A 24,279-nucleotide genomic window follows, 5' to 3' on the forward strand; every position below is an offset into this window, starting at 1 on the left:
ATGATTCAAACTGGCAAATACGAGAAATCAGCTACAGCAACTCCGCTTGAGCAACGGAGAAAAAGACTTTATCTTGGATGATTTTCTTGTTCTCGCCGATGATTTCAAATACACCTTGTTCTCTGATGTCATGGCTGGATCCCCCGACAAAGACGGCTATTTTCCCCGGTTCCACTACGTAATTCATATTCTCGTCATAAAAGCCAAGCAGATTTACCGGTAAAATAAAGCTTACCTCCGCTTGCTGTCCTTTTTCCAAGGTGAATCTTTTGAAGCCGTATAGCTGCTTTACCGGTCTTGTAACATTGGCTTCGAGATCTTGCAGATAAAGTTGGACAACTTCATCCCCTTTACATGACCCCGTATTTTTAACGGTAACCCTAATTTTGATCTCATCGTCAAATGAGACTTCGGTATGCTCCATGAATAAATTGCTGTACTCGAATTCCGTATAACTCAAGCCGTAGCCGAATTCGAACAGCGGCTTCGTATCGATTTCCACATAGTCTTCGTGCCAATGAGAACGCCCGCCGGACGGTTTGTGGTTATAGAAAACGGGCACCTGGCCTACGGTTTTAGGTACGGAGATCGGCAATCTTCCTCCCGGGTTATAGTCTCCGAATAGGACTTCCGTTATCGCCATTGCTCCTTCTTCTCCGGGAAGCCATGCTTCGATAATCGCATCCAGATTCTCGTTTTCCCATAAAGCCGAAACGGGTCGTCCATTGATCAAAACCAACACCACCGGAGTCCCGGTCTTATGAATTTCTTTTATCAATTCCAACTGGTGGCCGGGAAGATTCAAATCCGCTCTATCCCGGGCTTCCCCTGATGTGGATCCCTTATCGAGCCCCGATTTATCCCCCACGACCATAACCGCAACTTCGGATGCCCTTGCCGCCTCGATCGCTTCGGCAAATCCGTCCTTTGTCCCGCCGATGACTTCACATCCTTTGGCATAACGAATCACCGTATCCGAACTCAGGTATCCTTCAAGCGCTTCTTTAAGACTTATAATTTCCGTACAGCTCTTGACCATTCCGTTCAAGCCCTGTTCCCGCATGTACTGAATGGATTTTTTTAGCTTTTTCTGCGAATCCCTCGTCTTCTCTTCCTGCAATTTAGGCATAAGCGCCAGAAGCATATCTATGGGCACATCGTCTATTTTCTTGTAATCCGTGCCCGTAGCCTGAACAATAGACGGCAAAACAAAAGATTCATAGTGCCTGCATGTTTCCAATATCTCTTCGATATCGGTCACATCCTCCGCCTTTCTGCTGAAGGACTCGAACATGCCGACCTGACCTTCCAGATTGGACGCATAATTGTAATCCCCGAGAAGATTCCTCACACTGTCTGCACTGGGACCGATTAAGGCCAAGGATTTGATCTGTTTATGCAACGGCAGGAGGTTATTTTTATTTTTGAGAAGGATGATCGATTCTCTTGCCGTTTTTCGCGCAATCGCTTTATTTTCCTTTGCATTGTAAACCTCGTGGATCCGCTCAGGGAGTACACGAGCCTGATCAAGCAACCCCAATTGGATTTTTTTCAACAAGACTCTCATAACGGAACGGTTGATCACTTCTTCTTCGACTTTGCCTTCTTTGACCGCCTCGATGAGGTTATCGCCGTAGCATAAGGTAAATGGAAGCTCCATATCCATACCGGCGCGAATCGCTTTGATTCCCGCATCTTTCATATCGACCGCCGCACGATGATAGGTGCTAACCGTATCAATTGCACCGTAATCCGAGACAACGATTCCTTTAAATTGAAATTCGTCTCTTAAAATATCCGTGAGCAACTCTCTTGAGATCGTGCAGGGAACGCCGTCAATTTCCGAATAGGAATTCATAATCGAACCCAAGTCGGCTTCTTTAATCACCGCCTCAAAGGGGCGGCCATATATTTCTCTTAATTCTCTATAGTTAATATGAACAGGCGCCTGATTCATTCCGCCCTCCGATGCTCCGTAACCCAAAAAGTGTTTGGCCGTAGCCAGAACTCCTTCAGTTAAATCATTCCCCTGCAGCCCTTTCACATAGGCAGTGCCGATTTTGGAGATCAGATACGGATCTTCCCCGTAGGTCTCCTCCGTGCGCCCCCATCGGGGATCTCTTACCACATCCAAAACAGGCGCCAATCCCTGAGTGGCTCCTTTGGCTCTCAATTGCTTTCGAAGACAGTCCCCTATTGAAAATACAGTATCTTCATTCCAGGTGCTGGCAACGCCAATGCTTTGCGGAAATACAGTTGCATGTCTGGCCTGAACGCCATTTAGGCATTCCTCATGCAAAATGGCCGGAATACCGAGCCTTGTTGAGGTAACTAAATACTCCTGGATTTGATTGATCAAATCGGTCGCATCTTCAATTTCGATTTCTCCCAGCATCCAGGCGGCTCTTGAGATGTGGCCGCAACCGTATTTTAAATGCGCCGTAAGTTTCTCATGAACCATGTTGTTATTGTCATCCACTAAATCATTCACGATAACAGAACCCAATTGCGCAACCTTCTCTTCCAAGGTTAAGCGGGACAATAAATCCGCAGCCCTCTCTTCAGCCGAAAACTTGGAATTCTTATACATCTCCATGGAAATCGCTCCTCTTTCATCATCGTTTCGTGCTTGTTCAGTTTAATTATCCTCCTTGCTGGTGCCGATTGCTCGTCACAAACCTTGCTTAAGTGGACAGATTTTGCTAACTTTAAAAAATCGAAACATTCGTTCACGACCATGTCATTAGGGTGGGATTCAAATGAAGGCTTTTCATGAACAGCGGAAATACCATTCCGGTCTTCCCTTTTCTGCATGGACTCCGAGAGACATCACCTTTCTTGCTCACTGGCACCATGATCTGGAGTTCATCTATATTTGCGAAGGCGAGGTGCAAGTGGGGATTAACTCTGAAATGCGTCTGCTTCGCAGGGGAGAGCTGGCTCTATGCGGCAGTGGGGATATTCATTATTACGACAGCACGGCTCTAACGTCAAAAGCTTTGATCGTTACTTTTCATCCTCAGCTTATCGGTTATCCGGGAGGATGGCCGCAGGGAATTCGTTTCAATTCTCCCTTTGTCGGGAGAGCGGAGGTGGAGAGCGGCTATATAGACGACATACAAGTAAAGAGCCTGATCGGGATGATGAATCGCTTGTTAACCGAATGGACGGGACAGCAACAACACTACGAGTTGTTTGTCTCAGGTATCCTGCATGAGCTTTGCGGGACCCTTCTGAGAACGATTCCCTATGAGATTGCCGATTCCAAGCGCGACAAACGCCGTATGATCAACACCAAAATGATGCAGGAAATCTTGGATTATATCGAGGAGAACTATATGAACCCCGTGAGTCTGGAGGAGGCTGCCCACCATTGCAACATGAGCAAGTTTCACTTTGCCCGTTTTTTCAAGAGTACCGCCGGATTAAGTTTCATATCCTATGTAAACAGCTTGCGCGTACAACAAGCGGAGCAGCTTATCGTCACAACAAATAAGCCGATTATCGACATTGCTGCCGAATGCGGTTTTTCGAGCATTAGAACGTTTAACCGGTTGTTTAAACAAATAAAAAATTGTAGACCGAGCGATTTAAGATAAACAACGTTAGGCTGCCCAGCCGAGTTCAGGCGATGTTTTTGAAATAGCGGTGAATGGGAAAATCCTCAAAAATGACCTGGCGGAAACTTAAAAAGGCCCTCTTTATGTCCTTGTCACAAGAGATATAATTAAGGTTTGAAAGCGGATACGAATAATGGAGTCATATAGTGAAGGCTGGTTTTGGGGCAACATCGTGCAAACACTCATTCAAGAAAGGACTGGAAATGAAGCATAATCGTTGGATTCGCAGAGCAGCTTTGGGACTTAAAAACATGAAGTTCCGAAACAAATTAATGTTGGGTTATTTGCTCATTTGCGTTATTCCGCTCATCGCTGTAAGCGTAATCATCTTTCGCCAGTCGGCAGCGGGACTGGAGGATTCCTCTCAAGAGTTCGCTGCTTTGTACACGTCCCAGATCCGAACTTCTTTGAACGAACTGATGAAAGAATACGACAAGATCACCAAGTCGGTACTTATCGACGGTGAGCTGATCTATAGACTTGGAGACGAGCGGGACAGGCCTATGGATGAATTGATCGTACAAAGGATGGCTGTCCAGCGATTGCTTATGCGGGTGGCTTTCCTTAAGCCGGAGATCGGTACCGTAATGCTGATCGGCCGCGATAACAGCGTTTATCAGTATAGCACGACCACAAGCGTGGTCAACGAGAACGCGCTGCTATCCCGGAAATGGTACGAGCGGCTCCGCAGTCAGGATGAAACCTTTTTTGTCACCGGGCTGCATGATCGTTCCTATTACGATGACAAAGGAGAAGGCGCCATTGTAACGGTAGGCCGAGTGCTCCTTAACTCGGAGGGAGCGTACGCAGGGATCCTGCTCATCGATCTGGATCCGTTTGCTTTACTGCAGTTGGATCAAGATTTCGTCTCGGCCCGGGACAAATACGGCATGAGCGTCACCATAAGCAATCGCCATGGGGAAATCGTCTATCAATCCGACGCGGCCAGCGGCCGGCTGTCCTGGCAGCAGGTGATGGAATCCGGCGAAACTTACGACAAGGCTGCAGGCAGCAAGAACCGGATTGTGTTATCGGGAACCACCGAACTCGGCAATTTGTTGATCCGGACGGAGATCCCCCGCGAGAAGCTGCTGGCCAAGATCAATCAGATCCAAGGGGTGACCGTGATCGTCATCCTGACGAGTTGTTTGATCATCGCGCTCATATCCCTTGGCTTAAGCTACACGATCACCAAGCCGATCATGGCTCTCCGCAAGAGCATGAAGCAAGCGGAGTTAGGCCAATACTTGCCTATCGAGAAAAAACAGGCCAATGACGAGATCGGCAGTCTGGTCCATAGTTACAACAAAATGATTGTTACGATTCGCACCTTGATTGAGGATGTGTATATCGGAGAGATTAAGCATCGCCGAGCCAAATTCATCGCCCTCCAAAACCAAATCAATCCGCACATGCTGTACAACACCTTGGAATCCATCCGCATGAAGGCACTGGTGAACGATGACGAGGAGACCGCCGCAATGATCAAGATTCTGGCTCGTATGTTTAGGCTTGTATTGGGGAAGGAAGGCCGCCAACATTCGGTAAAGCATGAGTTGGAGTATACGGCGAATTATGTGCAGCTCCAGAACTTGCGGTTCGATCATAAGTTCCGTCTGGATATTCGCATTCCCGAGGAAATACAGCAATGCGGCATCATTCCCCTGGTTTTTCAGCCTATTGTAGAGAATAGCATTAACCATGGGTTCGAAGACTACAACCGGACGATGAATATCACGATCGAAGGAGGTTTTACGGAAGCGGGCGAGATCCTGATCCGAATTACGGACGATGGAATCGGGATGTCCGAGGAAAGGCAAAAGAAGCTGTCCGCTCTCTTGGAGATGGCGGAATCCGACAAATATAAGTTGGAAACGACGGATGAACCGAACGGTAAAGGGCTAGGCCTTAAAAACATAGCGGAGCGCATCAAACTCCATTATGGAGATCACTATGGTCTAACCATCCGTTCCGACGAAAAAGGGACGACGGTTGAAATCTTAATCCCCAAGATCTGAAAAGGCAACATAGCGCGAATGGAAAAGAGAGGTGCTTGGGATGAAGCTGTTTTTGGTTGATGACGAGAAAGGAATCGTGGACGGCCTAAAAAAAATGATTGACCGCTATATCCCGGACGTCGTGGTTGTCGGCACGGCTTATAACGGTGTCGAAGGGTTCCGTTTAATTCAAAAAAGGCAGCCGGATATCGTGATTAGGGATATTCGGATGCCGCAGGCGGATGGCCTTCAGATGATCAAAATGTTGAAAGACGCAGGCAACCGGGCTAAATTCATTCTGTTAAGCGGATATGCCGACTTCGAATATGCTCGAAGAGGCATCCAACTGGGAGTGCAATTCTACATCAACAAGCCGGTGGAGGAAGAGGAGCTTCGCGACTGCGTCGGTCAGGTCATGGACGACATTCGCAAGGAAAGGGCCAAACTTCAGGAAGTAGACGACTTGAAGCAGGAGGCACGCCGCCGCATGCAGGAAAATGTATTGCGGGACATCCTGGATAACGCCATCGATAGTACGGTTCAGGTGGATGAAGCCCTGCGGATCGCCGAGATACGAACGGAGCGCGCCAGTTTCATATGTGCCTTGCTGGAATTCGACAATGGGTTCGGAGGCTTAAAAGAATTCGGTCTCAGACCGGTGTTTCAGCAAATTGACCGGGCCTTGGAACGATACGGGGCCATCTATCGATTTCGTTATACCGGATCCCAGGTGGCCATCGCAGCTATCCATAACGGGACTACCGGGTACGATGAATGGGTTCGTGCCATCCATGGGCTGAAGGACGCGCTGTTTCGTGAACTGAATCTGTCCGTTACGGTCGGAATCGGTACTTTCCAGGAAAGGGCGGCGGGAATCAGCCGATCTTTTGAGGAGGCCCGTTATGCCTTAAGCTATCAGGTCATCAAGGGGGAGGGAGCCGTGATCCCGTATCCCGAAACGATCAATTTGACGGGACGACGCCATCCCTTACCGGAAGAATGGATCAACAAACTGGAAGCGGAGCTCGATAATATGAATGAAGAGCGCTGCGTTGAGATTATCCGCGAGATTTTCCGGGGCATGGAAGTTCAGCGAGGCATGAGCCCTACGGATCTCCAATTGCATTGCATCAACATCATTTTGTCGAGTGTGCGGAAGATGTCGTTTCAGCAGCTTCAGCAAAATGACTTTCTGGGGCGCAATATCCTGTCCCTGGAGGCCATATCCAGCTTTCGCACGCTGGAGCGCTTGGAGAAGTGGATGATTCAGGTGATCCGGTGCATCATTATTTTTAAGATCGAACATCATGTGCCCAAGAAGAAGGATATCATCGCCGAGGTCAAGGAATACGTAACGCAGCACTACAGAGATCCGATCACCCTTGCGGATTTGGCCTCTCGCTTTTTTATCAGCCCCTACTATTTAAGCCAGTTATTCAAGCAAAAGACGGGGGATACCTATATCAACTTTCTGGCGCGGGTTCGAATCGGCAAGGCCAAGGAGCTGCTGGAGCGAACGGATCTGAAAGTGTATGAAATTTGCGAGCGGGTGGGATATTCGGATACGCAGCATTTTGCGCGGCTGTTCGAGAAATTGACGGGTTTTAAACCCAGCGAATACCGAAAGAACCAATCGCGCGGTTAATTGAACGCGCGTAATATTGTAGTCCATATTAAGGCCACTCCGAACAGGAGTGGCTTCATTTTATCCTAAAAATGACCGGGTATGAACTTAAAAATGACCGATTGGAGACGGAGGGCGTCGATTGTATAGTAAAAATGTAAGCGGATTCAACGATTAGAGATTGAGGGGGGACGTAATTGAAAACCGTTCTATTTCATCGGATGAAGGTCTATTAAGCGAGCGGAAGTATCCCAAAAATGACCGGGTACGAACTTAAAAACGACCGATTGAGCAAGGGTTCCCCGAATTGTATAGTTACGATGTAAACGAATTCAACAGCTAGATTTCAAGGGGGGAACAAATTGAAGACAGTCTCAATTCATCGCATGAAGGTGTATTGGCCGCTGTATGTGATGGCGATTCCGGGAATCGTTTTTCTCATCGTATTCAAATTCATTCCGCTGGCCGGTTCTGTAATCGCCTTCAAGGATTATTCGGTTTTCCAAGGTTTCATCGATAGTCCGTGGGCAGGCTTCAAACATTTCAGCACGCTGCTTCACCATCCGGACTTTGCCCGAGTGTTCGGCAATACCCTGATGCTGGGATTTTTCAAGCTCGTATTGATTTTTCCGGTACCCGTCTTGCTGGCGCTGATGATCAACGAGATTCGAAAATCGGCGCTCAAGAAAGGGGTCCAGACCGCTCTGTACATTCCGCACTTTTTGTCCTGGGTTATCGTTGGAGGTATCCTCTTCGACTTCTTTTCGTTAAGCGGTTTGTTCAACATTATCATCGGGTGGTTTGGTCATGAGCCGGTATTGGCCATGCAAGAGAGCGCATACTTTAGGCCGATTTACGTGCTGGCTTCAATCTGGAGAGATGCCGGATGGGGGACCGTGGTGTATATGGCTGCCATTAGCGCGATCGATCCGCAGCTTTATGAATCGGCGATGATCGACGGAGCCTCCAAATTCAGGCAAATCCGTCACATCACATTTCCGCTTCTCTTGCCAACCGTGCTCGTTTTGTTTTTGCTCGAAATCGGTAATTTCCTGGATCTTGGCTTTGATCAAGTGTATAATTTGCTCACTCCGATGACTTATAGCGTAGGGGATATCCTGGACACGTACGTGTTCCGGACGGGCATACAACAGGCGCAGTACAGTTTTGCTACAGCAGTAGGGCTGTTTCAATCGGTAATCGGGTTTGTGATGGTGTACACCTTCAACAAACTGTCGCAGAAAGTATCGGATGGGGGGCTCTGGTAGGTATGCTTGAATCGAGAGGGGAAAAAATATTCGTTACGACCATCACCGTTTTTCTCGTCCTGTTTTCCATCATAGCGATCATACCGCTTCTGTCCGTAATTGCGACCTCATTTAGTTCCAGAAGTGCCGTGGACATGAACCTGGTTACGTTATGGCCGAAGGATTTTACTTTCGACTCCTGGAAGTATATCGTCGCTCGTCCCGAGTTATGGAAATCCTTCTTCCTGACGGTTGGCACAACGTTAATCGGTACGGTATTGGCGCTTCTGATGACCGCCTTGTTCGCCTACCCGCTGTCGAAACCCGAGTTTCGCTGGGGTCCCGTGATTATGGTGGCCGTGGTGATCGCCATGATCTTTAAGGCGCCGATTATCCCATATTTCCTGACGGTCCGCGGCATTGGCCTTTACGATAATCCGTTAGTTTTGGTCTTGCCGCATATTCTGAATCCATTCAATTTAATTATCATGAGGACCTTCTTTAAGCAATTCTCCAAAGATTTGGAGGAAGCCGCTTTTCTTGAGGGCTGCGGATATTTCCGAATGCTGTTCCAATTCGTGCTTCCGCTTTCCAAAGCAGTACTGGCAACCCTTGCTTTATTCTACGGTGTGGTGTTATGGAATCAATTTCAGCATCCGCTGTTCTTCCTGCAGGATCCGGACTGGTTTCCGCTGCAGATTAAGATCCGTCAGTTTATCACCGACGGCAACGTAATTATGGCCGGCGCTCCGACTACAGTTGACCTTAACTATAATGAGCGAACCTTGAGAGCGGCAACGGTGATCTTTGCCATCATTCCGATCATTTTGGTATATCCTTTCCTGCAGAAATATTTCGTGAAAGGCGCCATGATCGGCTCCGTAAAAGGGTAATTGAAAAGGGGGAAAACCTATGAAATTTAAAAAAATCAGCCTATGGCTGGCGACAAGCGTCCTTGCGATGACTACAGTATTAACGGGGTGCGGCGGAAACAATAACACTTCCGAAGGTTCGGCGGCCACAAACCAGAACCAGGCTTCCGGCGGAGATGAGATTGTCGATATTGAAGTGTGGGGCACCAACATCGGATATAAACCGATCGAAAAGGGAAGCAAGCTGTATGAATTTTATAAGGAAAAGCTTGGCGTTGGCGTCATCCATCCGTATGTGGAATGGAACGGAGGCACCAACTATCTGAATCAGTTGAACTTGAAGATTGCCGCTAACGAAATGCCCGACCTGTTCCTGCCTCAGCAGGGCATTGAAGACAGCTTGGCCAAGAACGGGGCCATTGCGGATCTGACGGAATTGCTGCCGAAATATGCGCCGAATTTATGGGAGGCCATTCCGGAGGATATGTGGAATATTGTCAAGGCGAACGATCCTACCGGTCAGGGTAAAATCTATTATATCCCTGGTGTGGTGGATTACGGAAGATATGCCGGCATGATCCGTCAGGATTGGCTGGATAAGTTGGGCTTGCAGATGCCGAAGACCCAAGCCGAATACGTCAAGGTTCTGGAGGCGTTCCGCGATCAGGATCCGAACGGCAATGGACAGAAGGACGAGCTTCCGACGGGCGGCCGGGAGCAAGCCCGCTGGATGGATCACCTGTTCGCCATGTACGGGGTGGCCATGTTCGAAGGTTATCCGGACTGGGATATCTACGACGGCGAGATGACTTATTCCGCGGTTACTCCGAATATGAAAGCGGCACTGGAATTCCTGTCTGAACTGTACAAGGAAGGATTAATCGATAAGGAGTCGCTTCTGAACACAAAGGACAAATGGGACGGTAAGATTCATTCGGATAAGGTTGGGAACTATTTCCATTGGGCGGAGACCGGTTATTTGGCTTTAGAAAATTTGCACAATAACACAGGCGTGAAGGCCGAATACAACATACTTCCCGTACCGGAAGTCGAAGGCTATGAAGGCTTCTATACGTGGAAGAGATTTACGCCCCCAGCCTGGGTAGTCAAGAACAACAAGGATGAGAAGAAGCTGATGGCTACCATGAAGCTGTTGAACAATATGTACGACAAGAACATTTGGAAGGATCTGTACCTTGGCGTGGAAGGAATGCATCATACCCTAAAGGATGGCATAGCGACCTTGCTTCCGGACGACAAGAGCACGCAGGAAAACCGGGTTCTCGATCCGTATCTCAAAATCTCCACGCTGGATTTCATGATCGATCTGAACAAAAGTACCGCATCGGAAGATAGAATGTGGGCGATTGATCAGGTCAATCGAAATATGGAGGAGGCTCAGAAATACGCCAAAGTCATCGCCGGGGACGGCATGCCGGCCAGCGTTTACGACGGTTACCCGGATATCATTAACCGTACGCTGTACGTGGAGTACGCCACGAAAATTATCATCGGCCAATATCCGATCAGCAAATTCGACGAGTTCGTCGATAAGTGGTATCAATCGGGCGGTGAAGAAGTGACGAAGCGTGCCAGAGAATGGTATGAAAAAGTGCAGAAATAAATAAATCCTATAGGATCCGCCCGGCATTCGTTTGAAGTCGGGCGGATATTTCAATCGGAGCAAAAAAATGATAAGCGCAAATTGCTTACGGGAAAAGTCCGGCAAGGCGCTTTCACAATCCAGAGGATGAAACGATTTAGGAGGAATCCAATGAGCTACCTTATAAACCCGATATTACGCGGCTTTAACCCCGATCCATCGATCGTTCGCGTCGGAGACGATTATTATATCGCCACATCGACCTTCGAGTGGTTTCCCGGGATTCAAATTCATCATTCCAGGGATTTGATTCACTGGAGAGTGTTGACCCATCCGCTCCATCGGACCTCTCAGCTCGATATGCTCGGTAACGTAAATTCCGGGGGAGTCTGGGCGCCTTGTCTGAGTTACGACAACGGGATTTTTTACTTGATTTATACGGATGTCAAGTCGCGGAAAGGGGCCTTCAAGGATACGCATAACTATTTGGTGACTTCCACGGATATCATGGGACCGTGGTCGGAACCGATCTATTTAAACAGCAGCGGCTTTGATCCTTCTTTATTTCATGACGATGACGGCCGCAAGTGGCTGTTGAATATGAGATGGGACTTCCGCAAAGGGAGAAACCCGTTCGCCGGGATTGTCATTCAAGAATACGCTCCAGCGGAGAAAAAATTGATCGGCCCGGTGACCTCCATTTTTCAAGGAACCGAACTTGGGCGTACGGAAGGTCCGCATCTCTACAAACGTAATGGCTATTACTATCTGCTCACCGCCGAAGGCGGGACGAAATACGAGCATGCCGCCACCCTGGCCAGATCGACTTCCCTGTTCGGACCTTATGAAGTAGCGCCCCATAACCCGATCCTGACCAGCTATGGCCATCCCGAGTTGCCGCTCCAGAAGGCGGGGCACGCGGCATTGGTCGAAACTCAAGCGGGCGAGTGGTATTTGGCGCATCTTTGCGCAAGGCCTACGGCGGAGCACTATTGCACCTTGGGCCGGGAAACGGCGCTGCAGCGCTGCTATTGGGACGAGGACGATTGGCTGCGGCTCGATGGCGGAGGAAATACGCCAAGCGTAAAGGTGCAAGCTCCGAATTTGCCGGCTCATCCGTTTGAGAGCGAAGCCGAGAAGGACGATTTTGACGAACCACAGCTTCGTATCGAGTGGAATACGCTTCGTATCCCGCCGGACCCAAGCTGGCTCTCCCTAGGTGAAAGAAAAGGATACTTGCGTCTAAGGGGGATGGAATCGTTAAGTTCATGGCACAGGCAAAGCCTTGTGGCTCGGAGGCAGCAAGCCCATTGCTGCGAGGCCGAGACGGAGCTTGAGTTCGACCCGGAGCATTTTCAGCAAATGGCCGGCTTAATTCTCTATTATGATACGGATGATTATGTGTACTTGAGAATTACGCATTTGGAAGAGACAGGAAGAGTGCTCGGCATCATTCAAACCGTGCAAGGGGAGTACGACGAGCTGCTTGAAGCGGAGGTCTCCCTTCCCAGCGAAGGGCCTGTCAAGCTCAAGGCGAGGGTACACCGGGAGAAACTGCAGTTTTCGTATGCTCCCGCGGGATGCGAATGGAAGCCGGTGGGCCCGGAAATCGAGATCCACCATCTTTCGGACGACAGCGCCACTCCGCTCCGGTTCACGGGAACCTTTATCGGAATGTGCGTACAGGACTTAAGCGGTGCCCGCAAACATGCCGATTTTAATTATTTTGTCTACAGAGAGTTATAATTTTTACTTCCGAATTTTACAATAGGCCGAGATACGCGGAAAAGGCGGATTTCGGCCTATTTGGCATTATTTCCTCAGCAACGAAAATGGGCTCCTACGCGATTAACTAGCTCTGCAGCTTGCGGAATACTCCGGGGGTAATGCCTTCGTATTTTTTAAAGGTTTTTATCAGGGCGCTGCTTCCCAAGAACCCCGTTTGTATTGCGATATCTTCGACGGTTAACGAGGAACCCAGCAACAGCCGCTTGGCATTTTCAATGCGCACTTTGTACAAGTAGTCGAGCAGTGCGATGCCTTTTTGGTCTTTAAACAATTTGGCCAGATACGAACGGGAAATATGAAGTTCGTCGGCAATGGTGCTGTTGTTGACATTGGGGTCCATATAGTTCTCCAGCACATAAATTTCGGCGGCATCGCAAATCGAATGCTTCTCCTGTTTCTTTTTCTGATGCTCCCTTAAAGTATACAAGGCTTGAACCAGAATCGCCCTAAAATCATCGAAGGTTTCCGCATTCAGCATACCGTGAATAAACCGAATCTCGCTGTCGAGATGAGCGGCGTCAATTTGCAGCATAATTTTCTTGATGCTGTTGATGATATCGTATTTGAAGCATACGATCGTCTCCAGCGAAACCTCCTCGGAATCGAATGAAGATTCGAGAATCCTTTGGACCATGGCATAGCCGTCTTTATGGAGTTCACCCCTGTCGTCCGTGATATATTGCAGCAACAGCTTCCCGATCTTGGAATCCGCATCGCTGTTGTAAGCGAATTTCTTATCGGCAATGTCCCGGTACAAGATGATGCTTTCTTTGCCGAGAGAAAATCGGTATTTCATGGCCTGGACCGTTTCCTCATACGTTTCGCGGATACCCGTGAGTCCGGAGTGAGTTTGGCTGATGGCGACGGTGCAGCTTATTCGGAAATATTGCTTCAAATAATTGGTGCAGTTCTGCGCAATCGAGAATAATTCATACTCGCGGTCCTGCTTTTCATTTGCCGTGAAATTGACAAGGCAGGCATACATATCCGGCGTCAAATTTACCACAAAGCCTTGATGCTGGGCAACGGCGCAAAGCTCTTCAACAATGTTGGACATGATGAACATCTTCATATAGGGCTGCTTGGAATCGTTAGCGGCTCCTACAACCTTCTCGTCGACCTCCTCGATCCGAAACAGAATGAGACCGAATGAATTCGACAAAAGCGTGATATTGTTTGCGGAAAAGACGTCATCGCCGTTATCCTCTTTGGTTGCCGTTCCCTGTATGGCGCGCAAGAGAAAACTGTGCCGTAATTTATCGACGCCGGCCTTCATCCTCGTACTCAAAATATTGTTTTTTTCGAGGGAATTTTGAAGCACGCTTTCGATATATTCGATTTCGTTCCGGTATAGTTCCCTCCAGTGATGTTCGGGCTTCGTATTATCCACAATCGTGTTTAAGAGGGAAGTAATGGGATTATAGTTCCGCTTGGCGAGGCTACTTGCGACGATGATGCTGATCATGGCGCATAAAGCCATGCTGATGACGGTTACGGTGCGTTGGGTATTGAGTTTTTCCCAGAACACTCTTGTCGGTATGGCGGAAACATAGGTTGCGTCCACCACATTGGAGCGGAAGATCTGCAGAACATATTTTTCTCCGTTAAAAGTGTCGTAGTAAAGGGTGTCGGAGCCGTTATAGGACGAGAGATCAATCCTGGCTTCCATCGGCTTAGACGAAGCCAGCAGTTCATTATCGGCGCCGAAGATCATGATGATACTGTCATTATGAAAATTGACGCTCTTATAGAGTTGGTACAGCCGCTCCTGATTAAAGACGACATAAGAGGTTACATCAGGGGGACCGAAGATATGGCTTTGGTTCGCGGACAATCGGACCGCCAGCATGGCGCTGGATTTATCCGAGCCCATGGACACGAGCCTGGGCACATAATTCTCCGAATTGGCGTTCATCATTCCGGCAAATTCTTGATAGGACAGCCGGTTCTTATAAAAGGCTTCATAAAAAAAACGACTTCCCAGACCGCTTTTCATCCCGACGATCTGATCAAGCCGGTGGAAATTGACGAAAACATCGTCAAACCGGCTATTTTTAAAATTGAGCAGATATTTTTGCAGTTCGTAAGTTTCATATAAGGGCACAGACGATTCATCCAGGCTTCGATAGGCTCTCTGCTGCGTGACTTCGGTATTGAGCACGGCGAAATTGATATCGCTCATTTCCGACACTTGGGTATCCACGACATTAAAGAACTGATAGAGACTGTTGGAGCTGGCTTTGATGATCTCGTCTTCAATGGCGTTTTTCGTGGAAAAGTAAGTGAATATGATCGCGCAAAAAGGGATCAGCGATATCAGCAGATAGGAGGCAAGAAATCGCCAATAAAACGTCCTGGCAAGAAAACGCTTTCTCTTTATCATAGACCTCGCCCTCTTTACCGTTTTTTGTGAATCTATTTTAACAGCGGCAAGGGGCGGTCGCAATGTTCCGATTGGCAAAACCAACGACGATTCATTTAGCAAATGAGCAATTTACAGTAAACCCATTTATCCTGTTTTTTCTGCATATCGGCAACTCATTTTGTGATCCGGCCATTCATTTTCGATATGATCTCGGCTATTCTATTGCTTGCAATCGATTGCGCCAACTGCCCCGGCCAGGCATTCATAGCAGATCCAGCTGTATCGTGTTATCAAGAAGGAGGGTTAAGCTTTTTATGAAAATTAAAAAAATAATGAGCCTGATAATTGCAATCGGTGTAGCTGCAAACCTGCTCGCCGGCTGCAATCAATCCGGCAACAGCGCGTCTTCGGGGAAGAAGGAGACAAACGAAACGGCAAGCCCGTCGCCGGCAGTGCTTGGCGAACAATTTTCCGGTTATCCGATGAACGAGCTTGACAAGACCCTATCCATTTGGGCGGGGGTTTGGGACAACAACATTGTCAGCACTTGGAAGGAACATCCCTGGCTAAGCGGTTTGGCCGAACAGGTTGGGGTGACGGTAGATTGGCAGTATGGCGCCGCCGGCACGGACGTCAATCAGGCCTTTAACCAGTTGCTGGCTGGCAAAGATCTTCCCGACATTTTGTGGCACAACGACATTATGCCTCAGGCGGGCCAGTTGTTAGCCGACGGAGTGATCCGCGATATTCCTGAAGACATGCTGGAGAAGTATGCTCCGAATTTTTATAAGTACGTAAAAGAAGACGAATACCGGGATAAATCGATGAAGACGGACGAAGGCCAATATTACGGCTTCGGCTTCTTCCGCGAGAGCCCGTGGCAATCCTCCTATATGGGCCCTATGGTTCGCAAGGATTGGCTGGATGAGCAAAACCTCGCCATTCCCGAAACCATTGCCGAGTTCGAAAATGTCATACGGGTATTCAAAGAAAAGTACAACGCCAAATTCGCTTTTGCCCCGAACTGGCGCATTACTCCCGGTCCTGCCGGCGCTTTCGGCGCGTATGGTTCCTTCGAGACGGTTCAATATATCGACAAGAACGATAAAGTACAAATTACACAAACCCAACCGGAATTCAAAGAATATATGACGTGGATGAACAAATTGAACAAAGAAAATCTGATCGATCCCGACGTGGTGACCCTGGACGACCAAGGATTGCGTACGAAAGTCGCCAACAATCAAGTCGGCATTACTTTTACCAGCTTGGGCAACATGAACGGCTACATTGGAGACGCCGCGCAAGCCGGCAGCCCCGCCAAGTGGATCGGCATTCCCTATCCGGTAATGAATAAAGGCGACAAGGTGACCGCCATCTTTGCCGAAGATATCACCGTTCCCCGCGTAGCCGCCATTACCGCCAACTGTCCGGACGACAAAGTACCGCTTGCTTTGCGTTTCCTTGACTATGCCTTTAGCGAACCGGGCTATTACTACTGGAACTTCGGCAAGGAAGGCGAAAGCTGGACGATGGTTAACCAAGTGCCTACCTTTACGGAGCTGGTGACCAAACACGAGCTTGGATTAAACGATGCCTCCGGTCTTTACAGCGGCAACACCGGTTGGGGACTTGGCGTACAGTCTCTGGCCCTGGTGCAGCAAAGACTTGCGCCGGAAGCCAAGGAAGCGGGAGACGCCTGGTTTAACGGAAACGAAGAAGCCACCAAATACATTTACCCTACAGGCGTCACCATGAAGGCCTCGGAACAATCGGAATATAGCATGCTGAGAACCACGATCGATGCTTACATTAAGGAAACGACGTTGAAATTCCTGACCGGCGAGGAACCTTTGGACAACTTCGACAAATTCGTTGACGATCTAAAAGGAATGGGACTTGACCGCATGCTGGAGCTGCGTCAAGCCGCCTATGACCGCTTCCTGGCCAGATAATGTATTTATCCGGCGGTCTGCTCGCAGTTGGACCGCCGGACTAGTTCATCACGGAGGGAGATTCCTGAATGGCAAGGCATGCTAATTTACAGACGGGCGCTTCGATAGCTCTCGGCGCCAAGAAACCTCTGACGGCTCGATTAGCCCGGGATTTCAAGCAGAACAAATACAAATACCTGATGATCATCCCCGTTATCCTTTATTTCTACTTTTTTCATTACCGGGCGATGTACGGCATCGTGATCGCATTCAAGGATTATCGCCCGTCGATTACGATTTCCGGCGCCGAATGGGTGGGCTTCAAGCATTTTACGGCTTTTTTCGGCGACCCGAATTTTTGGCGGATTTTGAAAAACACGGTGCAAATCAGCTTGCTGACGCTGCTTTTCGGCTTTCCCGCACCGATCCTGTTAGCTTTGCTGATCAATGAAATCAGACATTCCTTCTTCAAACGGATGGTTCAGACCATTTCCTATATGCCGTATTTCATCTCGATGGTTATCGTGTGCAGTCTTATCAAAACGTTCACCCAGACGGACGGCCTCATTAACGATATATTCGCCCTATTTGGCAGCACGCCGACCAACCTGCTGGCCGACAAGAACATGTTCATTCCGATCTATATTATCTCCCACATCTGGCAGTATATCGGCTGGGACTCGATCATCTTCATCGCGGCGTTGGCTTCCATTGATCAGGAGCAATACGAAGCCGCCAAAATCGACGGCGCCGGACGCCTTCGCCAGATGTGGAACGTTACGCTGCCCGGAATCATGCCGACCATTATCATTCTTTTGATTCTGCGCATGGGCGGCATCTTGAACGTAGGTTTTGAGAAAATTTTGCTGCTGTATTCACCCACCACCTATTCCGTGGCCGATGTGATCTCGACTTATGTATACCGGGTGGGGATTATCCAAAACAACTACAGCTATACGTCCGCCATCGGTCTGTTTAATTCCGTCATTAATATCGCCTTCCTGGTGGCTACGAATGCCATAAGCCGGAAAGTAAGCGAAAGCAGTTTGTACTGACAGGCGGGAGGAGAAAAAAATGTACAAAAAAACATTCGGCGACCATATGTTTAATCTTGTCCTTGCGGTCATGATGATCGGTTTGGTGGTTGTCACCTTTTATCCGGTCTATTACATTGTGATCGCCTCCGTCAGTAGCAGTGCGGCGGTCATTGCCAACCCGGGCACTTTGATCTGGCCCGTTGACTTCAACTTTGGCGCCTATGCCAAAGCGTTCGATCATCCCTTGATCCTCAGCGGCTTCAAAAACTCGATTCTCATCATTGCCCTTTCTTTGCCGATCAACATGCTGCTTACATTATTTTGCGGTTACTTTATGGCAGCGAAAAATGTATTCTTCAAAAAACCGATCATTATTTACATGTTGTTTACGATGTTTTTTAGTGGCGGCTTGATTCCCACTTACTTGAACCAACGCTCGCTGGGGCTGGTGGACACTTTGTGGGCTTTGATTATTCCCAGCGCGCTCAGCCTGTTCAACGCCATCATCTGCAAAACGGCTATCGAAAACATCCCGGAATCGTTAACGGAATCCGCCAACATCGACGGGGCGAATGATTTTGTTATTTTGTTCCGTATCGTTACGCCGGTGATCATGCCGACCATCGCCGTGCTGTTATTGTTTTATGGGGTTAGCCACTGGAACGGCTGGTTTAGTGCTACGCTGTATATTTCCAAGAACGAACTGCTGCCGATCCAGAACATTTTGCGGGCGGTGCTCATCGCCAATAACAAAATACTTGAGCAGGCCAGTTCCAATGCGGAAGAAGTCAACGATTACGCGGAAACCATTAAATATGCCGCCATTGTCATTACGACGCTTCCTATCCTCTTTATCTACCCGTTTTTGCAAAGATATTTCGTTAAGGGCGTTATGATCGGTGCAGTCAAAGGGTAGGAAGGTCACCGTGACGCAAGACGGCATTACCGTCCGATTGCCCGAAGGTAAAGTATTGGAGATTAAGCGGGGATTCGCGGAAGGTTAAAGTATGAATCGGCAGATGTTCAGGCCAGCGAACGAATTGATCGTCAAATCGGTTAAAAAAGCATACATCTTCCTAAAAAAACTTGAGTTAAGCTGTCAATAGCTGCATGTTACAGTTAATAACGAGAGGCGGTATAATGGGGGTACCCGACATCCCGACATCCGTGCCGTTAGGAGGAGAGAGACATGCAGATCAGAGTATTGCTGGCGGATGACGAGCCGGTCATATTGCGAGGGTTGAAGAAGCTGATTTCTTGGGAAGAGCTGGGGTTAGCCATCGTAGGCGAAGCCAATGACGGGAATGAGCTGAGGCAGCTGATCCGCGATGGCCGTCCCGATCTGGTCATCAGCGATATCAGCATGCCCGGCTGCAGCGGAATTGATATTATCCGGGAGATTCATGAGCAGAACCGCCAGGTGAAAGTGGTGTTTATCAGCGCCTACCAGGAATTTGCCTATGCCCGCCAAGCCATCCAATACGGAGCGATCGATTATCTGGTCAAACCGGTAAGCAAAAAGCATCTGGAGGACGTCGTCAACAAGGCGGCCGCGCTCATCCGCGAGGAAAGCGAAGGGGAACGGGCCAAGGAAATGCTGGACCATTACGAGCGCAAAAAACGCACCGTTACGATCGAGGAGCTGCTCGACGGCCTGATGGACGGGAACAAGCGGGCGGCCGGCGAACTCATCCGCATGGGGGCCGTAGCGTTGAGTCGGCATACTTGCGTTTGCATGCTGGAAACGGACGAGGAGCCGGGCGGGGATTCCCGCTGGGCGGAACGGGAGCGGAAGCTCGTTCAATTTGCGCTGAACAATATTATGAAAGAAACGCTGGAAAGCCGCGGAAACTGTCTGATGTTCCATAAAGACGGAAGAGTCGGCATTCTGATTCAATATGAACAGCCGTATGAGCCGCGCAAGCTGGCCGAAGATCTACACGGGAAAATCAACGCGTTTCTGAAGCTCAAGGTGTCGGTAGGCATCGGCCTGCCGGTCTCCGGCATCGAGGCGGCGGACGAGTCGTACCGCACTGCATTGGAAGCGCTTAATGCGAGATATTTTACCGGATTGAACCGGATTGTCGAAGCGGGGACGATAGATACGGCCCCGGCCCCAGAAATGCCCGGCATCGCTGAACTGCGGGGCGAAATCGTCAAGGCGCTTGCGTCGCGAAACAAAGAGGAACTTACGCAACTGACCGCTCGGCTGCTGGATGCCGTTAAACGTTTGGCCGGAGGCAGCAAACAGCTCGCCATTACGAACGTGTATAACACGATATTGCTGCTGGAGCAGGAAATGGCCAAAATCGGAGTGCATATCGGCTGTTCCCCGGGGAGCCCAGGCTCGCTGCTGGAGAAATTGGCCGGCCATTCGACTTTCGCGGGCGTGGCGGACGAGTTTTCGTCCGTCGTGGATCAGGCGTTCGAGCAGTTCGCCAGCAAACTGGCGCACAAGGAAATCGCCGAGCTGCGCCGGGTCAAAGCGTACATGGAGGAGCATTACGCCGAAAACATCACGCTGGAGTCGATGGCGGCGATGATTTATATGAATCCGTACTATTTCAGCAGCTTTTTCAAAAAGCATACGGGGAAAAATTTCAAGCAGTACTTGACGGAGGAACGGATGAAGCATGCGCTCCGCCTGCTTTTGGAGACCGATCTGATGATCTATGAAATCGCCGAGCGCGTCGGCTATAACAACGCCCGCCATTTCAGCGACATGTTCAAAAAAAGGTACGGCAAGCTGCCGCAGGAATACCGGCAATCCGCCAGTGTGGAATAGGAGAAGGGCAGATGCGCTTACGCAGCAAAAAATTCACCAGCCTATTCGTTAAATTTGCGGGCTCCTTCATTTTGGTCGGACTGGTTCCATTGTTTACGCTCAGCCTTTTTTCGGTCAACACGTTTACGGGATATGTGGAGCGGTATACCACCGGAAATTTGCAGCAGATGATCACCTACATGAGTTATAACCTGAACACCGCCTTCGATGAATACAATGAAGTATCGAAGCTGATGTATACCGGCAAATACGAAGGTTTCATCGAAAGCTCCAGCCAAAACCAGACTTATAATGTCGATGAACTGGAGCAAATCAACAATATTCCGGTCAATTCGTTCCTGAAGACGGTGCTGTACAGCGACAATTACATCAGCAGCGTGTATTTTGTCCGGGAGCGGGACGGGAAACTGTATTACCAGGAAAGAGAAAACAGGTGGATGGACGAGGAGCTGCCGCCCTATAAAAAATGGATCGGACAAATGAAGTCCAATCCTGCGAAAGTGGCGATCTTTCCGACGCATGCCGACGATTATTATCCGTCATCGGACCGCAACGTGTTTACCATCGGCCGCAATCTGATCGATATTTCCGGCAGGGTGACGGCCGAACCGAAGATCGTCGGCACGTTGTTCCTGGACGTGGATGCCGCGATTTTCGATCAGTATATCAAAGAGCTTAATCTGCGGGAGCAGGATGAACTGGTGCTGCTCGACGGAGACGGCAACGTCTATTTCAGCAATCGGGAGGAGGAGGCCCTTTCGCCCGCGGGACAAAATCGACCTGAGCGGGATAAAGAGATGATGGTGATCTCGGAGCCGATCCCGTTTCTGAACGGCAGCCTTACCGCGCGGATTCACCGCCCCTCGTTGTTCGAGCAGTTGCTGTCGGTGCGCATGACCGTGTTTATCGTCATCGGGCTGTGCGCCGTCTCACTGGTCGTGATGGGCGCCTGGTTCTCCCGGCGATTGTCCGCGCCGATCCTGAAGCTGATGAAGCAAATGGCCAAAGTCGAGTCGGGAAACCTCGATACTCAGGTGGAGGTGCGCAGCAACGACGAGCTTGGCCGGCTCAGCCACAGCTTCAACCGGATGGTCGAGCGTTTGAAGGCGTACATCGACGAAGCTTACGTAGCGCAAATTAAACAGAAGCAGACGGAATTAAACGCGCTGAAAAGCCAAATCCGGCCGCATTTTTTGTACAACACGCTTGAGGTGATCCGAATGAGCGCGGTGGATAAAGACGATCATGAAGTGGCCGACATGATTCTCTCCCTGTCCAATCAGTTGAAATACGTCATCGATTACGGCGAGGAGAAAGTCAGCATCCGCAGCGAACTGGACAATATCAGGGACTATTTTTACATTATTTCGGTCCGCTACGATCAGCGTTTTGAGTTCAACTGCCATGTGGCTCCGGAAGTGGATGTCAATTGGCAAATTTTAAAGCTCTCCCTGCAGCCGATCGTCGAGAACGCGATCCAACACGGGTTAAAGCAGCGGGGAAAAGGCACGGTCGGGCTTACCGTCGAAAGACGCGAGCGCGATCTGGTCATCACGGTTTACGATGACGGCGTGGGGATGGATTCCGACACATTGAACCGCTTGAACCGTGCGCTGAACGATCCCGAAGCTCCCGGCAAAAACGTCGGGCTCAAAAACGTGCACGAACGGATCAAATCGGTCTTCGGCGAAGCCTATGGAATTGTCATCAACAGCCGGGAGCATCTCGGCACTTCCATCGTGCTTACCTTTCCCGTTGTGGAGGAGACGGCGGCAGAACGAACGGAAACGTGAGACTTTCCGTTCGTTTTTTTTGTGGGCAGATGCCTTTTGGGTTCTTAAAAACGGCGCATGCCGAGCTTAAAAAAGTTCATTCAGCCGCGATCAGGCAAATGTTATGCTTGAACCAGGGAAACGGTTTCAAAGCGGTGATGCGCACATCGTTGTTTCGTTTCCGGTTTGCAGAAACAAAGGGAGGTTACCCAAAAGATGACGAAGACGAGATGGTTAAAACTTTCCGCCGTGGTTTTGGCGGCATCCATGGTGCTGAGCGCTTGCGGCGGAGGCAACTCCAACGGAAGCGCGGCGACAACGCCTTCATCCGGAGGCAATGGAAACGCCGCCGGGGGAGATGCTCCGAAAGAGGTCGGCTTTACGATCGGCTACGCTACCGGCGATCCCGCCACGAAAAAGGCGATCGCCGATACGGTGCAACGGTTTATGGAGGCGAACCCGCATATCAAAATCAAAGATATCAGCGAAACGTCGTCCGCGGCTTATCTGGACTGGCTGAAAACGAAGGACGCGGTCGGCGAATTCCCGGACCTGGTGGAAATGCGCGATACGGAAGTGTTCGCCGACGCGGGCAAAATCGTCGAGCTGCCGTCCGATCTGCTGGAGTTGTTCAGCGACCCGCCTAAGGTGGACGGCAAGGTATGGAACGCGCCGATGCAGGTGAACTCGCCGCAGGGGATCATTTACAGCAAGAAAGCGTATGAAGAAGCGGGAATCACCGAGCTGCCGAAAACGTACGACGAATTCATCGAAATCCAGGAAAAGCTGAAGGCCAGCGGCATCTCGCCGATCGTGGTCGGCGGCAAAGATATTTTCCATATGGGCTTTTGGGTCAACAAATTCCTGATCGACCAGGTATACGCCAACGATCCGGATTGGAACTCGAAACGCACGGCCAAACAGGTGAGCTTCACCGACGCCAACGTCGTGCAGGCGATGACGGATTACAAAGAACTGTTCCAAAATTACGTCGATAAAGGCTGGCTCAGCACGGGCGACAATCAGACGGCTTCCTTCCTCGTCACCGGAAAAGCGGCACAGCTGTACTCCGGAACGTGGATGTTCACGCAAATCGCCGAAGCCGACCCGAACTTCGAATTCGGCTTCTACGCCATTCCCGATCGGGAAGGCAAGGTGAACGTCATCGGTCTGCCGTCCCCGGCCGGCTGGTCCATTTCGACGGAAGCGTCCAAGGACGCGGACAAGGTAGAGGCGATCAAGCAGTTTATCCGCTACTTCTTCGAGCCGGAAAACTATTCGATGTACTTAGCCAGCATCAACGCGATTCCTTCGACCAAGGAGCCGGTCTCCTACGAGTCCAGCGAGCAGATGAAGGTGGCGCTCGATCTGATGGCCGACCCGAATGTCAAAAAATCGCTGGCGATCAACAACTGGTGGGGCGAAAACCAGATTCCTCCGCAGTTCCGCAATTGGTATTACAAGCTGCTTCAGGAGTTGGTCGCCAAGGATGGGGACGTCTTGGAATACATGAAGCAAGCGGACACGGAATACGACAACGAAGTTAAAGCCAACGCGATGTAAGGGAATCCGGCAAAACCGCAGGAACCTCCTTCGGGGGTTCCTCTTTAATCTCACGCGTTCCGAAGGAGGGAG

General features: G+C 49.7%; 15 protein-coding genes. 13 read left to right on the forward strand and 2 right to left on the reverse strand.

The features are described from left to right. Positions 1–31: 31 nt before the first annotated feature. Positions 32–2,596 (reverse strand): glycoside hydrolase family 3 N-terminal domain-containing protein, encoded by a 2,565-nt coding sequence (locus ACZF99_RS08765; RefSeq protein ID WP_483610890.1) that lies wholly within the window; start codon positions 2,594–2,596, stop codon positions 32–34. 163 nt (positions 2,597–2,759) lie between these two features. Between ACZF99_RS08765 and ACZF99_RS08770 the strand changes: the two genes are divergently transcribed. The 7 genes from ACZF99_RS08770 to ACZF99_RS08800 all read left to right on the forward strand — a co-directional run bounded on the left by ACZF99_RS08770 (position 2,760) and on the right by ACZF99_RS08800 (position 12,709). After that, on the forward strand, positions 2,760–3,599 hold the full coding sequence (locus ACZF99_RS08770) for a helix-turn-helix domain-containing protein (protein WP_483610892.1): 840 nt from the start codon (positions 2,760–2,762) through the stop codon (positions 3,597–3,599). 272 nt (positions 3,600–3,871) lie between these two features. Next, a complete protein-coding gene (locus ACZF99_RS08775) occupies positions 3,872–5,638 on the forward strand; it encodes a cache domain-containing sensor histidine kinase (protein ID WP_483610894.1) in 1,767 nt (588 codons plus the stop codon). A 40-nt stretch (positions 5,639–5,678) separates the two neighbouring features. After that, positions 5,679–7,262, forward strand: a complete 1,584-nt coding sequence (locus tag ACZF99_RS08780) for a response regulator (protein ID WP_483610896.1) — start codon at positions 5,679–5,681, stop codon at positions 7,260–7,262. Between the two features lie 341 nt (positions 7,263–7,603). After that, the gene (locus ACZF99_RS08785; RefSeq protein ID WP_483610898.1) at positions 7,604–8,509 is read left to right on the forward strand and encodes an ABC transporter permease; all 906 of its coding nucleotides are present in this window, start codon (positions 7,604–7,606) and stop codon (positions 8,507–8,509) included. A 2-nt stretch (positions 8,510–8,511) separates the two neighbouring features. Then, entirely contained in the window at positions 8,512–9,381 is an 870-nt protein-coding gene (locus tag ACZF99_RS08790) for a carbohydrate ABC transporter permease (RefSeq protein WP_483610900.1), read from the forward strand. Between the two features lie 19 nt (positions 9,382–9,400). Beyond that, complete coding sequence (locus ACZF99_RS08795) at positions 9,401–10,984, forward strand: type 2 periplasmic-binding domain-containing protein (protein WP_483610902.1); 1,584 nt, start codon at positions 9,401–9,403, stop codon at positions 10,982–10,984. 150 nt (positions 10,985–11,134) lie between these two features. Then, positions 11,135–12,709, forward strand: coding sequence for a glycoside hydrolase family 43 protein (locus tag ACZF99_RS08800; protein ID WP_483610904.1), 1,575 nt, complete (start codon positions 11,135–11,137; stop codon positions 12,707–12,709). A gap of 106 nt (positions 12,710–12,815) precedes the next feature. On the opposite strand, the gene ACZF99_RS08805 is transcribed toward ACZF99_RS08800, so the two are convergent. Next, entirely contained in the window at positions 12,816–15,134 is a 2,319-nt protein-coding gene (locus ACZF99_RS08805; protein WP_483610906.1) for a helix-turn-helix transcriptional regulator, read from the reverse strand. Between the two features lie 296 nt (positions 15,135–15,430). On the opposite strand from ACZF99_RS08805, the gene ACZF99_RS08810 reads away from it, so the two are divergent. From ACZF99_RS08810 to ACZF99_RS08835, 6 genes are all read left to right on the forward strand, one after another. Then, positions 15,431–17,071: a type 2 periplasmic-binding domain-containing protein gene (locus ACZF99_RS08810; protein ID WP_483610908.1), complete on the forward strand. Its 1,641-nt coding sequence runs from the start codon at positions 15,431–15,433 to the stop codon at positions 17,069–17,071. A gap of 68 nt (positions 17,072–17,139) precedes the next feature. Next, entirely contained in the window at positions 17,140–18,105 is a 966-nt protein-coding gene (locus tag ACZF99_RS08815; protein ID WP_483610910.1) for an ABC transporter permease, read from the forward strand. Between the two features lie 19 nt (positions 18,106–18,124). Next, entirely contained in the window at positions 18,125–19,003 is an 879-nt protein-coding gene (locus tag ACZF99_RS08820) for a carbohydrate ABC transporter permease (protein WP_483610912.1), read from the forward strand. Positions 19,004–19,276: 273 nt separating this feature from the next. Then, a complete protein-coding gene (locus ACZF99_RS08825) occupies positions 19,277–20,872 on the forward strand; it encodes a response regulator (RefSeq protein ID WP_483610914.1) in 1,596 nt (531 codons plus the stop codon). A gap of 11 nt (positions 20,873–20,883) precedes the next feature. Next, positions 20,884–22,665 carry a cache domain-containing sensor histidine kinase gene (locus ACZF99_RS08830; protein WP_483610916.1) on the forward strand — a complete coding sequence of 594 codons (1,782 nt, stop codon included), beginning with the start codon at positions 20,884–20,886 and terminating at the stop codon, positions 22,663–22,665. Between the two features lie 195 nt (positions 22,666–22,860). Then, positions 22,861–24,207, forward strand: a complete 1,347-nt coding sequence (locus tag ACZF99_RS08835) for an ABC transporter substrate-binding protein (RefSeq protein WP_483610918.1) — start codon at positions 22,861–22,863, stop codon at positions 24,205–24,207. The last annotated feature ends 72 nt before the right edge of the window (positions 24,208–24,279 follow it).

It is taken from the genome of Paenibacillus sp. JL3B1040 (genome assembly GCF_057063165.1).

Coding starts and splice junctions, on each gene's coding strand:
- ACZF99_RS08810 (WP_483610908.1), top strand. CDS start 15,431: ATGAAAATTAAAAAAATAATGAGCCTGATAATTGCAATCGGTGTAGCT.
- ACZF99_RS08790 (WP_483610900.1), top strand. CDS start 8,512: ATGCTTGAATCGAGAGGGGAAAAAATATTCGTTACGACCATCACCGTT.
- ACZF99_RS08775 (WP_483610894.1), top strand. CDS start 3,872: ATGAAGTTCCGAAACAAATTAATGTTGGGTTATTTGCTCATTTGCGTT.
- ACZF99_RS08780 (WP_483610896.1), top strand. CDS start 5,679: ATGAAGCTGTTTTTGGTTGATGACGAGAAAGGAATCGTGGACGGCCTA.
- ACZF99_RS08815 (WP_483610910.1), top strand. CDS start 17,140: ATGGCAAGGCATGCTAATTTACAGACGGGCGCTTCGATAGCTCTCGGC.
- ACZF99_RS08825 (WP_483610914.1), top strand. CDS start 19,277: ATGCAGATCAGAGTATTGCTGGCGGATGACGAGCCGGTCATATTGCGA.
- ACZF99_RS08795 (WP_483610902.1), top strand. CDS start 9,401: ATGAAATTTAAAAAAATCAGCCTATGGCTGGCGACAAGCGTCCTTGCG.
- ACZF99_RS08800 (WP_483610904.1), top strand. CDS start 11,135: ATGAGCTACCTTATAAACCCGATATTACGCGGCTTTAACCCCGATCCA.
- ACZF99_RS08830 (WP_483610916.1), top strand. CDS start 20,884: ATGCGCTTACGCAGCAAAAAATTCACCAGCCTATTCGTTAAATTTGCG.
- ACZF99_RS08770 (WP_483610892.1), top strand. CDS start 2,760: ATGAAGGCTTTTCATGAACAGCGGAAATACCATTCCGGTCTTCCCTTT.
- ACZF99_RS08835 (WP_483610918.1), top strand. CDS start 22,861: ATGACGAAGACGAGATGGTTAAAACTTTCCGCCGTGGTTTTGGCGGCA.
- ACZF99_RS08765 (WP_483610890.1), bottom strand. CDS start 2,596: ATGGAGATGTATAAGAATTCCAAGTTTTCGGCTGAAGAGAGGGCTGCG.
- ACZF99_RS08805 (WP_483610906.1), bottom strand. CDS start 15,134: ATGATAAAGAGAAAGCGTTTTCTTGCCAGGACGTTTTATTGGCGATTT.
- ACZF99_RS08820 (WP_483610912.1), top strand. CDS start 18,125: ATGTACAAAAAAACATTCGGCGACCATATGTTTAATCTTGTCCTTGCG.